We start from the raw sequence: 11,910 nt of genomic DNA on the forward strand, positions 1-11,910 counted from the left end.
ATGAATTGAATGTTGAAAAATAAAAATCAATTAAACGACTGAACTCTACTCAGTTATTTGAATCATGTCAATGAGATTTAGCGGAGTGAACAAAAGACGGTAATGGCAATGACGGATACTGATTCGGCTTTGAACATCAACAGGTCGGCAGACCGGGTATTTGCGGCAAAACGGTCCAAATGCGCCAGTGCCTCGTCATATCGTTCCAGGCGCTGGCGGGCGACGATCAGGTTGCTTAAGGCGGGATTCATCCGTGTGATCGGCAAGGATATCGAGGTACCGGTCGATGGCCTGACGGGGCAGGTTTGCCTGAAGGTTCAGGTCGGCAAGCAGACGTTTTTCTTCATCGTGTACCAGGATTTGATAAAAGACCTGGGCGGCCAATTGCTTGATACGGCCCTGCGGTCATGATAGGTTACAGCTATAGCACTCAAGATAATGTTTTTGGGCGGCGTTATCGGTCGTCGCGGTATTGATTATACAGATTCCTCCCTCTGGCCTTGCCAAAAACATTATCTTAAATACGATAAAAGACAGACTTCGGCACTATTGGTTCCACAATGTTATGGGCTCTGAAGAACGAAGGGCAGGCCATGGAACTTATCGACATTTTCGCCCTGCTGATTTCGCTGACAGCTTTATTCAGTTATCTCAACCACCGCTTTATCGGTCTGCCGACTACCATCGGTGTGATGTTTATCGCCATGGCGGTTTCCCTGTTGCTGATCCTGCTGGACGCGTCCGGATTCCATCTGCGGCAGCAGGCCCAGGTGATGGTGGATGGCATTGATTTTGATAAAACCCTTTTGCAGGGGATGCTCAGTTTTCTCCTTTTTGCCGGCGCGTTGCATATCAATCTGGATGACCTCTTGTCACGCAAATGGAGTATCGCTATCCTGGCCACCTTTGGTACGCTAATGTCCGCCCTGCTGGTGGGTGCCTTTGCCTGGTATGGACTGAAAGCCTTCGGGCTTGAGTTCTCTTTTATCCACTGCCTGCTTTTCGGTGCCCTGATTTCGCCCACCGACCCCATCGCGGTTCTCAGTATTCTCAAAACCACCGGTGCGCCCAAAAGCCTGGAAATAAAAATTGCTGGGGAATCTCTGTTCAACGACGGTATCGGTGTCGTTCTTTTCCTGGTGGTCCTGGAAGTAGCCACCGGCACGCACGCACCGAGCGCCGGCCATATCGGCAGTCTGCTGCTTCAGGAGGTTATCGGCGGCGCCGGTCTGGGATTCGGAGTCGGCTATCTGGCCTTTCGCATGCTCAAAAGCGTGGACAACTACCAGGTAGAAATCCTAATCTCCCTGGCCCTTGTGACCGGAGGCTACACCCTGGCCGACAGATTGCATTTTTCCGGGCCCATCGCCATTGTTGTTGCCGGTCTGCTCATCGGCAACCATGGCCGCTTGTTCGCCATGTCCAGTCAGACGCGCCATCAACTGGATACTTTCTGGGAACTGCTCGACGAAATCCTCAATGCCGTTCTATTCGTGCTTATCGGCCTGGAGATCCTGATCATCACCTTTACCTGGCACGTTCTGCTGCTGAGTCTGATGATTATTCCCATGGTGCTGGCTGCGCGCTTTATATCCATCGGTATTCCTATCACCCTGCTCAGCCGGTTCAGAACCTTTTCGCCTGGCGTGGTACGCATCCTGACCTGGGGCGGCCTGCGCGGTGGCATTTCCGTGGCCCTGGCACTTTCCATTCCGCCGTCGCCGCAACGGCCCATCATCCTGACCTTCACCTACATCACCGTTCTCTTTTCCATCCTGGTCCAGGGCACCACCATCAAACCGATAATCAACAAATTTATGAATTAGCGCAATATTACGATATAAAGTAATCGCGTCCCTTTTCCCACACCATCGTATAAATTTATAACATATTAGAATAAAAGCCTTAATTACATCTTCAAACGATTGGCACAGGCGTTGCTCAACAGGTCGCTTGTCGTTGTTGGACGTTTGTCCACCGTCGACGTGTTTGCGCCACGTTAAGTGATACGAAGTGCGTGTCCTTCGGGAAAAAGTCGAAAACCATGCATTTCGAGAAATTTTGCCTTGTCGGCATCGATAACCCGGCGCATCCGTCGTTTTCACAAGTTAATTGTTTTTATTCGCTAAAACGCAACCCAACGCACGGGTGGCGGAGAACAGGGAAAGGGGTAAGTTAAAATGGAAGAGAAGCAGAAACATCTGAAAAAGACGGTCATCAATCTCTACGGACTACCGTCGTTCGGATTTAATCTGTTGGTCAGCATGGAGATATTTTTTTTCGCCGCGTTTCTGACCGATTATGCAAAAATCCCGGTGGCCATGGCTGGAACCATTCTCATGGTAACCAGTATCTTCGATATTATCTGGGTGCCCGTCGCCGGTGTGATTCTGGAAAAAAGCAGTATGCAGTGGGGCCGATACCGATCCTGGCTGCTCATCGGGCCGCCTCTGGCCGCGCTTTTTTTTACCCTGCAGTTTGCCAAAATCGGCGATCCCACTACCAATGCCATTTTAATTTCGATCGGCTTCATCGTATCCCACCTGGTTTGGAACATTTTCTATGCCGCCCACATCGCCATGAATAACTCCATGACCACCATCCGTGAGGAACGCATCTCCATGGCGTCCAACCGGGGGATGTTCAATGCCCTGGGCGCAATCACCTTTTCCATTATCGGTGCCAAAACGATTCAGCTCCTGGGAAACGGGAATCAGGCCATGGGATGCACCCTGACCGTTGTGGCGACGGGCATTTTCATGGCCCTTTGCTACTGGACCCTTTTTGCTCTCACCAAGGACTATGCCTACCATCCCAATGCCCAGGCCGCGACCGATAAAAAAGACAAAATGCCCATTGGCGAAATGCTCAAGCAAATTATCGTCAATCCTCCCCTGATCGGCCTGATGCTTGCGGAATTGGGGCGCTACCTGGGTCGCTTTATCATTTTCGGGCTGGCCTTTTATTACTTCAAATATGTGATCGACAACCTGGGTGCCATCTCGATCTTCTTTACCGGGTTGAACGTCGTTTGCTTCTTCGGTGCCATGGCCACGGCTCCTCTGGCAAAAAAATTCGGAGAGCGTAACACGTATATCCTTTCACTGAGCATATTCATCATCGGCCTGCTTCTGGTCTGGATCCTGCCGATGAACGCCACTTCCTTCATGATCGTCATGTTCGTTGCCTATCTGGGCTATGGCATGCCCGACGCCCTTGGCGTTGCCATGTATTCGGCAACCGTCGATTACGGCGAATGGAAGACCGGTAAAAACGCTCGGGGATTTATCATGTCCCTGATCAGTTTCCCCATCAAGACCGCCATTTTCGTCAGAAGCGTCATTATCACCAGCATCCTGGTTTCGGCTGGATATGTGGCGGACATGCAAGCCACCCCCGAACTGATCCAGGGGATCAAAAACGGAATCGCCCTGGTTCCGGCGCTGTTCATCGGAGCGGGGTTGATCATTATCGTCTTTTTGTATCGGCTCACGCCGGAAAAGCAAAAAGCGATTCAGGAAGAACTTGCCGCACGCAGGTAAAAGGCAACCAATTTATAAGAACGACGGCAAAAGTTCGGACTAACACACAAGATTTTTACGATTAACGACAGGAGATGCCATCATGATCATTATCGGAGAAAAAATCAACGGCGCCATTCCGTCGGTGGCCGAGGCCATCCAGAAGCGGGATACGGAATTCATTAAAAATCTCGCCAAATCCCAGACCGATGCCGGGGCCAGCTTCATCGACGTGTGCGCCTCGACGGATGTATCGGTGGAAATGGAAACCATGGCCTGGCTGATCGACATTGTCCAGGGCGCCACGGATACGCCCATCGCCGTGGACAGCCCCAACGCCGAAATCTGTGCGGAAGCGATCAAGCTGTGCAACAAGCCAGGCCTGGTGAACTCGGTTTCCATGGAAGGCAACAAAATCGAATTGGTGTTCCCCGCCATCGCCGACACAAAATGGGAGTGCGCCGCACTACTGTGCGACGATACAGGCATCCCCAAAAGCGGCGAGCAGCGCCTGAAGGTTTTTGCGGATATCATGGTAAAGGCCGAGGAATACAACATTGCACCGTCCCGGTTGCACATCGACCCACTGGTCGAAATGCTTTGCACCGCCGAGGACGGCATCAACACCGTGCTGGCCGTGATCCGGGAGATCAAGGCCCAATACCCCGATATCCACGTGACCGGCGGGGCCAGCAACATCTCCTTCAACCTGCCGGCCCGCAAATTCGTCAACCAGGCATTTCTGGTTCTGGCCATGGGCGCCGGCATGGATAGCGCCATCATCAACCCCCTGCACAAACACATGATGGGGTTGATTTACGCCACCGAAGCGCTGATGGGCATGGACGAGTATTGCATGGAATACATCAACGGTTATCGCGAGGGCCTTTATGGCCCGGTGAAATAAATTTTCAAACATCAAAAGGAGGTCCAATAATGGCTAAAATCGAAGAAGTTAAAGCAAACGTCGAAAAGGGGAAGACCAAGCTGGTTCCCGGGTTGGTTCAAGACGCACTGGATGAGGGGAACCCGGCAGGCGACATCCTTCAAGCCATGGTCGAGGGCATGGGCGTGGTGGGTGATCGGTTCTCGTCAGGCGAAATTTTCGTTCCCGAAATGCTGATGGCCGCCAAAGCCATGTCAAAGGGGGTGGATGTGCTCAAACCCCATATGGCCGGGAGTTCTTCTACCAGCCTGGGCACCTGCGTCATTGGAACGGTAAAAGGCGATCTGCACGATATCGGTAAAAATCTGGTGGCCATGATGGTCGAAAGTGCCGGTTTCACCATGGTGGACCTGGGCGTTGACGTTCCGGCGGAAAAGTTCATCGATGCCATCAAAGCCAACGAAAATGTCACCCTGGTGGCCTGCTCCGGTTTGCTTACAACGACGATGCCGGCCCTGAAAGATACCGTGGCCACCCTGAAGTCCTGTGGACTGAACGGCTTCAAGGTCATTGTCGGCGGCGCGCCGGTGACAGAAGCATTCGCCGATGAAATCGGTGCGGATGGTTACGCCCCGGACGCCGGCAGCGCGGCGGTCATCGCCAAGGATTTGGTAAACGCGGCCTAACCCGAAAGGAGGTGGATAACATGCTGACAAAAAGACAAAATCTTCTGGAAACGATCAACGGCGGGAACCCCGACCGGTTCGTCAAACAATACGAATTTATGGAAATCATCCTCGAGGCCCCCAAACGCATCCGGCCGGTAAAAGGGAAAACCATCCTCAACGAATGGGGCATCACCTACGATTGGCCCGAGGATCAACTGGGCCCTTTCCCCGTTCACGATGACGAACATCGGGCGCTCAAGGACATCACCAAATGGAAAGAGATCATCAAGGTGCCCACCGTGGAATTCTCTGACGAAGCGTGGGCTCCGGCCGTCGAGCATGCCAACGCCGTAGACCGCGAGGATAAGTTCGTCGCTGTATTCTACGCTTCCGGAACTTTTGAAATGACCCACAACCTGATGGGCATGGAAGACGCCATGATGGGCCTGTACGAAGAGCCGGAATGCATGCACGAGCTGATCGAATGCCTCACCGACTATGAGATCCGCTATGCCGAGCAGATCATCGAACGCATCCGGCCGGACGCGTTGTTTCACCATGACGATTGGGGCGGACAGATTTCCACTTTTCTCTCGCCGGACATGTTCAAGGAGTTCTATCTTGAGCCATACAAGCGCGCCTACAAATTCTGGAAGGACAACGGTATCGAACTGATCGTGCACCACAGCGACTCCTATGCCGCCACCTTGGTGCCCGACATGATCGACATGGGTATCGACGTCTGGCAGGGCGTCATGACCACCAACAACACCCCGGAATTGGTCAAGCAATATGGCGAACAGATTTCCTTTATGGGAGAACTGGACAGCGGCCCCCTGGATGTTTCCAACTGGAGCAAGGAAGCCATTTATGAAGCCGTGGAAAAAGCCTGTACGACCTGTGGTAAACACTACTTCATTCCCTGCTTGACCCAGGGGCTAGGGATCAGTTCCTTCCCTGGTGTCTATGATTGCGCCAGCGAAGCGATCGACGAAATGAGCAAAAAGATGTTCTAAGAGCCTGTTTGAGAAGGCTGGATCAGGCCCGATAACAAGACGGGAAGTGTCTCGAAAGCGGAGCATATACGTAAATATGTGAGCATTTTGAGACACTTTCCAACGCCGGTAGCGGGCCTTAGACGGATTTATCAAACAGGCTCTAACAGCCAACCGCCATGTCCCGGCTTGACCCCTGTGGTCGACCACCCCTGACAACGCCTCACCACATTCAGTGGTGAGGCGTTTGCGTTTCGTCCAGTGCACGTGGGCCAGGGCTTGCGGCACAGTGCTTGTTAGGGTTCGCGCAAAAATAAATTCACAAATTGTCAGTGTTCAGGCGCCCGCTCAGCAAGGCGCGAAGACAAAGGAATATCAGGCATATTCCGTGTTTTCGCAACGCCGCTGAGCGGGATGGATGGACGCTGAAAATGTGAAGTTATTTTTGCGCGAGCCCTTAGTTTATGGGAAGATGTTAAGAACCGAGAGCGTACAGGTCGGAAAGGAAATGGGTTTGAACAGAATGATTCGAGGGTATTTTCCTTTCTGAATGCAGAAATAATCGGTCATGAACTGTTTTGTTGTCCCTGTTTGGATAACAGGATATTTTAGCCCTCAGTTCTTTGAGCAGCTGGGGGATAGAGGATACTTTCCCCCATTTACACTCACAAATATCGATGATGCCATCCTGCCGGTAACCGACGATGTCTATTTGAACATCTTTTCCCCAATATTCTCCGATTTCATACGCACAGGTCAGGCCTTCCCGTTGATATAGATGGCTAAGCGCCTCTCTGCACAGCGTTTCATATCCTGCGCCGAAGTAGGAATCCAAATGGGGCTTGATCAGGTTTAAAAAAGCACTCTTTTCCTCCATTTGATAAATGGCCGATCCATTGGGGTAGATAAAGCGGAACCAGAAGCGTAAAAGCGGGTCGTGGAGTCTATAACGAACCTGCTTTGGATTTGGCTTGGAGCCTGTTAAAGGATAGTGCTTGATGATGTAGCCAAGTTCTATGAGGGTGTTCAGATAATAGGTCAAAGCCCTTTCATCGATACCGGTGAGTTTTGACATTTCCCGATTGGTTACAGCCCCGGTGGAAAGGGTCGTCAAAATACCGAAATATTTTTTCAGCTCTTTTAATTCTTCGCGCAAAAGAAATTCCGGTTCTCTGGCCAGCGCGGAAAATTCATTCAGAAAATTATTCCTGATATTTATATCGATTGAGGCCGTCTGGGAAAAAAAATTAAGATAGTAGGGAACACCGCCACAAATAGAAAAAACTTTAGCTTTGTCTGTCGCAGACCAAGTTGGATGAAACTCGGCCGCCTCAAGATAAGAAAACGGTTTTAGAAATATCTGTCCTGCCCGGCGACCAAACAATGGACTTTTTTCTCCCAATACCTCCTTTTCCATAAAGCCCATATACGATCCGCACAGGATTAAGCATACTTTGCAACCATCGCCCCAATTGTTATCGATAAAGGATTGAAACACAGAAGGCAAAACAATCTATGTCAAGTTGACATTTGTCAAAACTAATTTTGACAAAATAAAATTTGTTTAATCTACATATTATTAATATTGGCATAGTCGGATACGCCAGAAGATCCAAACCAGACGGATCCCAGCTTTTAGACCTTCGGCATGACGCCCTTGCCAAATCCGGTGTAAGGTATGAACACATATATAATGACAGCGCTTTAGGCAAAAAGGATGACCCCTCCGGACTGGCCAGTTGTCTGAAAGCGTTGAGGTCGGGAGAGGTTCCTGTCGTGAGGACGTTTGATCGTCTCGGCTGCGATTTCAAGCACCTAGTCCGAACTTCACCACACGCTTCTGATGACAGGATGGAAAAAAATGCCTGCGATTACCCTGGCTTTGATAGCTACCAGGATTGACGTGGAAAAACGGCGATGATTTCGGCTAACCGACCACCCACCACCGACCACCAATCACGGTTACGATTTAAGATGAAACGTAACCGTCGTTTCCGCCCAGGTGTTGACCGGCATGCCCTCCACCGTGCCGGGTTTGAAGCGCCAGCCGGAAACGCACTGGGTAACACTGCGGTCGAATACCTCGGGCGGGCAGGCATCGACGATGGTCACACGTTCCACCGTACCCCGGTCCGTGACCACGAAACGAACCTTGACCCACCCCTCTACGCCCATTCGCTTGGCCTGCATGGGATAGACCGGTGGAATACGCGACAGGGTGATCAGGGGCCTATCCAGATCACTGACATTGAACACATCCGGCAACCGGAAATTGCCGTGGTCGATCGACGCCATGGGCGGCATGGCCAGGGTTGCCGGACCACCGCTCAATTTCGGATTGATTTCAAAGGGCAGATTCAGGTTGGTTTGGGGCATCTGCAGGGGTGCCGCATCCGGCAGGAGCTTTGGTTTTTTAGGGGTCGCCGGCGGCGGTGGGGGGGAATTGCGTGTCACCGGTATATCCGGCCGTCGCATGCGGATTACATTGATCTGGGCCGCTGGTGGCGATGAACGGGGAGACGGTGTCTCCAAGTGGAGCAGCCCGGGGATCACACAGAAAAGTATTATCGTCATCCCCAGCGCCGCAGCGCCACTGGCAAGCCATGAAAAAATCCGTCTGCCACCACTTCCCACAACGTATTCTGTGTCTAAGCGGCCCACCTTCATTTTCCTCCATGGATATTTTTAGAGCAAATCGGTTACCCGGCGACCCGCGTAAGCCCGACAACCGCCCCTCCCGATGGAGGGGAACCCGCGCTGCGGGATTGCCTCAACGCTTCGGGAACACAGATCCGATAGCCGCCATCCAGACTGCGTACATCCACCTGGGTGTTATAGAGGCGGTAAAGGTTGGTACGAGAAACAACCTCGCTGGTGTTGCCGTCGGCGACAACGCGTCCGTTTTTGAGCATGACCACGCGATCGGAGATCCACAGCGCATGATCCGGGAAGTGGGTGGTTTTGATAAAGGTGTACCCGTCCCGGGCCAAATCGGCGATGCGGCCTAAAAGCCGGATCTGGTTGCCGTAGTCCAGGCCACCCACTGGTTCATCCATGATAAAGATATCCGCTCCCTGAACCAGGGCACGGGCGATCAGCGCCAGTTGCCGCTCTCCGCCGCTGACCGCCGTGTACGCCCGCTCCTTGAGATGGCCGATGGAGAGCCGTTCCAGGGCCTGCATCGCGATGGTTTCATCGTCTTTGCCATAGCGGAAGAAAAACGGTTTATGGGGCATGCGTCCCATCAGGACAACATCCAACACGCGGTAGCCAAAGGAGGCGCGATGGACCTGCGGTACATAGGCGATGCGCCTGGCTAATTGTTTTGGGGCGATGGTCGCCACCGGACGGTCTTCCAGTCTTACCTCGCCTTTCTGCGGTGCGAAAAGACCCAGCAAAACTTTGAGCAAGGTGGTCTTGCCGCTGCCGTTGGGGCCCAACAAAGATACGATTTCTCCCGGCGCAAAGGACAATGAGATGTCGTTCAATACCGGGCGGTGCGTGTAGCCGTAAGTGACTTGATTGACGGTGATCAGGCTCATCGGCTTCTCCTTTGATAAACGGCCGGCAAAAAGATTCGGTCGATCTCATTATTGGCGGCTTCCAGGTCATTGGCGCGGATGTAGTCCCAGCCCAGCCATTTCAGACCGGCGCCCACCGGCAGACGATTGGGGGCACCGGGGTGGGCGGCGGGAAAATAGGAACCAGCGAGAACTTTAGCCATTGGCTTGCCGGTCAGACAGCGGGTGATCGGCTTGAGACGGGCGGCTTTCTCCTTTTTGACCAAGAGGGTGATCGGGCTGGCGATGGCTCCGTCGGCCGGCCAGATGATCCGCACGGCCCGGCGGGCCGGTATCTTGCGGGCGAAGCCGTCCGGCATCACGTAAAGGGCCGCCGAATGGCCGGTGCCGGCGGTTTTGACCATCTGTGCGGGATGGCGGCCGTCAACCACGTTGGCGGCCAGCGCGCGCATGCCCGCGATGCCGTGGTCCTTGAAAATCGGCAACAGGACGGCGTGGCAGAAGAAATGCGGATTGCCTTTAAGAATGATGCTGTTTTGCCACTGGGGATCGAGCAGATCCGCCCAGCAACCGGGCAGGGGACGACTTCCGGCAGCTTTCAGGTCGGCCACGATAACCAGTGGATTGACACCGATGATCGAATAGTGCCGCCGGGGATCGCTGATGCCGGCCCCGGTATACAGCGCGTTGGGGTTTTTCTCCATGGGGTCGACAAAATGTCCGGGCTGGATGAAGCGCCGGTAGAACCGATGGTGGAAAAACGGATTGAAGTCCGCAGACACAATGATGTCGGGCAGTGCATCGATGTGGTCAATGTGGTTGACATAAGGGGTATAAGAGATCTCGTGATTCAGGTTGCTTTCCACAGTGTAGTTGACCGGCCGCCTGCAGCGCCCATTGGACTTTTTAATATAGCCGGCCAGGGCCCTGGCGAAGGACACCTTGAGGCTGGATGGCAGCAGAGTGAGCAGATTGATTGTTCCCTGATGCCGGGCACGGGGCCAGCTTCCGGCGTTTAGGGGGCTTTCCTTCCGGCAGAAATCATTCAGGAGCTGAACAAATGGATCTGCAGCCACACCGTGGCTGACCAGGGCGGTCTGCAGGGTGAGAAACGGGCCGACCGCACCCAGGCTGACTTCCGTGACCAGCCGGCCCAGCCCATGGGCCTCGAAAACGGTCCGGGTGTTGGGAAACTGTTCAAGCAGACGATCGATTCGCATATCGGGATGGATAGATAAACTCATTTTTTTCCTCCTGCGGTTGACCGTTTAAGGGGTCGGATTCTGATTTTGATGCATTGACTTTTCATGATCAGTTCCATCCTTTCTTGGTTCTGCGCAGCACAAAAGCGAAAAAAGGAATGCCCACCAGGGAGGTGAGGATGCCGATGGGAATTTCAACACTGAACAGCAGACGGGCGATGTTGTCGGCCAGCAGTAGATAGATGGCACCGATCAGGGCCGTGGCCGGCAGAAGGATACGGTTGTCCGGTCCGACAATCATCCGGGCGATGTGAGGAATCAGAAGACCCACCCAGCCGATCATACCGCCCAGAACCACGGTCAGGGCACTGATCACGGTGGCCAGGAAAATGAATATAAAGCGCAGTAAACGCACGTTGACCCCCAGGGCGCGGGCCTCTTCATCGCCCATGCTGAGCACGTTGAGATAGCCTGCCAGTAATATCAGGATGAGGACGCCGCCGACCATGGGGCCGCAGGTGAAAAGAACCGTTGCCCGGTCCACGGCCGAGAGGCCGCCCATGAGCCAGTAGACAATGGCGGGCAGTTGCTCGTAGGGATCGGCCAGGTATTTGACGACCGACAGCAGCGAGGTGAACAGTGCGCCGCTGATAATGCCGCCCAGGATCAGCATCAGCAGCCGATCTCCCCGATTGAGGGCAGACAGCCCCAGGGCCGCCATTACGGCGATCATGCCGAAGGTGAATGCACTGGCCTGGACCGCCCACCAACTGGTGGCCAGGATCATGCCCACGGCCGCCCCGAAGGAGGCACCGGCCAGCACCCCCAACAGCCCCGGCGACACCAGGGGATTGATGAACATGGATTGAAAGACCGCGCCGGAAACCGATAGCCCCGCGCCGATCAGCATGGCTGCCGTGATTCGCGGCAGCCGGATGTCGACGAGAATGTTTTTGAGGATTTGCCCCTCGCGTGCCGACAGGTCCGGGGCAGGGGAAAAGGGCAATCCGATAAAGCCGGCCAGATCGGCCAGTTCCACCGGGTAGCGTCCCAGAGTAAGCGACACCAGGGCCGTCAGACCGGCAACTGCCGTGAGGATCGGTATAACCATGGAGCG

At 53.7% G+C, this 11,910-nt stretch carries 12 protein-coding genes; 7 read left to right on the forward strand and 5 right to left on the reverse strand.

Annotated elements, in window-relative coordinates:
• Positions 1-108 precede the first annotated feature (108 nt).
• The 6 genes from Dvar_RS06240 to Dvar_RS06265 all read left to right on the forward strand — a co-directional run bounded on the left by Dvar_RS06240 (position 109) and on the right by Dvar_RS06265 (position 6,091).
• Positions 109-411, forward strand: a complete 303-nt coding sequence (locus tag Dvar_RS06240) for a hypothetical protein (RefSeq protein WP_419660842.1) — start codon at positions 109-111, stop codon at positions 409-411.
• Positions 412-593: 182 nt separating this feature from the next.
• Positions 594-1,826 carry a cation:proton antiporter gene (locus tag Dvar_RS06245; RefSeq protein WP_419660843.1) on the forward strand — a complete coding sequence of 411 codons (1,233 nt, stop codon included), beginning with the start codon at positions 594-596 and terminating at the stop codon, positions 1,824-1,826.
• Positions 1,827-2,180: 354 nt separating this feature from the next.
• Positions 2,181-3,542: an MFS transporter gene (locus tag Dvar_RS06250; protein WP_419660844.1), complete on the forward strand. Its 1,362-nt coding sequence runs from the start codon at positions 2,181-2,183 to the stop codon at positions 3,540-3,542.
• An 82-nt stretch (positions 3,543-3,624) separates the two neighbouring features.
• Positions 3,625-4,428 carry a methyltetrahydrofolate cobalamin methyltransferase gene (locus Dvar_RS06255; protein WP_419660845.1) on the forward strand — a complete coding sequence of 268 codons (804 nt, stop codon included), beginning with the start codon at positions 3,625-3,627 and terminating at the stop codon, positions 4,426-4,428.
• A 29-nt stretch (positions 4,429-4,457) separates the two neighbouring features.
• Positions 4,458-5,093 carry a corrinoid protein gene (locus Dvar_RS06260; protein ID WP_419660846.1) on the forward strand — a complete coding sequence of 212 codons (636 nt, stop codon included), beginning with the start codon at positions 4,458-4,460 and terminating at the stop codon, positions 5,091-5,093.
• A gap of 20 nt (positions 5,094-5,113) precedes the next feature.
• Positions 5,114-6,091 (forward strand): uroporphyrinogen decarboxylase family protein, encoded by a 978-nt coding sequence (locus Dvar_RS06265; RefSeq protein ID WP_419660847.1) that lies wholly within the window; start codon positions 5,114-5,116, stop codon positions 6,089-6,091.
• A 454-nt stretch (positions 6,092-6,545) separates the two neighbouring features.
• Here the strand turns inward: Dvar_RS06265 and Dvar_RS06270 are convergent, their stop codons facing one another.
• Positions 6,546-7,496, reverse strand: coding sequence for an ATP-binding protein (locus Dvar_RS06270; RefSeq protein WP_419660848.1), 951 nt, complete (start codon positions 7,494-7,496; stop codon positions 6,546-6,548).
• Between the two features lie 134 nt (positions 7,497-7,630).
• Between Dvar_RS06270 and Dvar_RS06275 the strand changes: the two genes are divergently transcribed.
• Entirely contained in the window at positions 7,631-7,972 is a 342-nt protein-coding gene (locus Dvar_RS06275; protein ID WP_419660849.1) for a recombinase family protein, read from the forward strand.
• Between the two features lie 60 nt (positions 7,973-8,032).
• Here the strand turns inward: Dvar_RS06275 and Dvar_RS06280 are convergent, their stop codons facing one another.
• From Dvar_RS06280 to Dvar_RS06295, 4 genes are all read right to left on the reverse strand, one after another.
• Positions 8,033-8,731, reverse strand: a complete 699-nt coding sequence (locus Dvar_RS06280) for an energy transducer TonB (RefSeq protein ID WP_419660850.1) — start codon at positions 8,729-8,731, stop codon at positions 8,033-8,035.
• Positions 8,732-8,769: 38 nt separating this feature from the next.
• Positions 8,770-9,612: an ABC transporter ATP-binding protein gene (locus Dvar_RS06285; RefSeq protein WP_419660851.1), complete on the reverse strand. Its 843-nt coding sequence runs from the start codon at positions 9,610-9,612 to the stop codon at positions 8,770-8,772.
• Positions 9,609-10,835 (reverse strand): ABC transporter substrate-binding protein, encoded by a 1,227-nt coding sequence (locus Dvar_RS06290; protein WP_419660852.1) that lies wholly within the window; start codon positions 10,833-10,835, stop codon positions 9,609-9,611. The genes Dvar_RS06285 and Dvar_RS06290 overlap by 4 nt, the downstream gene beginning before the upstream one ends.
• 67 nt (positions 10,836-10,902) lie before the next feature.
• The gene (locus Dvar_RS06295) at positions 10,903-11,904 is read right to left on the reverse strand and encodes a FecCD family ABC transporter permease (RefSeq protein ID WP_419660853.1); all 1,002 of its coding nucleotides are present in this window, start codon (positions 11,902-11,904) and stop codon (positions 10,903-10,905) included.
• Positions 11,905-11,910: the final 6 nt, after the last annotated feature.

The sequence above is a fragment of the Desulfosarcina variabilis str. Montpellier genome (assembly GCF_048565275.1).
Lineage (GTDB): Bacteria > Desulfobacterota > Desulfobacteria > Desulfobacterales > Desulfosarcinaceae > Desulfosarcina > Desulfosarcina variabilis.

Bases quoted from the DNA above. Each gene is read 5' to 3' on its own strand.
- Dvar_RS06240 (WP_419660842.1), top strand. From the start codon at position 109: ATGACGGATACTGATTCGGCTTTGAACATCAACAGGTCGGCAGACCGG.
- Dvar_RS06245 (WP_419660843.1), top strand. From the start codon at position 594: ATGGAACTTATCGACATTTTCGCCCTGCTGATTTCGCTGACAGCTTTA.
- Dvar_RS06250 (WP_419660844.1), top strand. From the start codon at position 2,181: ATGGAAGAGAAGCAGAAACATCTGAAAAAGACGGTCATCAATCTCTAC.
- Dvar_RS06255 (WP_419660845.1), top strand. From the start codon at position 3,625: ATGATCATTATCGGAGAAAAAATCAACGGCGCCATTCCGTCGGTGGCC.
- Dvar_RS06260 (WP_419660846.1), top strand. From the start codon at position 4,458: ATGGCTAAAATCGAAGAAGTTAAAGCAAACGTCGAAAAGGGGAAGACC.
- Dvar_RS06265 (WP_419660847.1), top strand. From the start codon at position 5,114: ATGCTGACAAAAAGACAAAATCTTCTGGAAACGATCAACGGCGGGAAC.
- Dvar_RS06270 (WP_419660848.1), bottom strand. From the start codon at position 7,496: ATGGGCTTTATGGAAAAGGAGGTATTGGGAGAAAAAAGTCCATTGTTT.
- Dvar_RS06285 (WP_419660851.1), bottom strand. From the start codon at position 9,612: ATGAGCCTGATCACCGTCAATCAAGTCACTTACGGCTACACGCACCGC.
- Dvar_RS06290 (WP_419660852.1), bottom strand. From the start codon at position 10,835: ATGAGTTTATCTATCCATCCCGATATGCGAATCGATCGTCTGCTTGAA.
- Dvar_RS06295 (WP_419660853.1), bottom strand. From the start codon at position 11,904: ATGGTTATACCGATCCTCACGGCAGTTGCCGGTCTGACGGCCCTGGTG.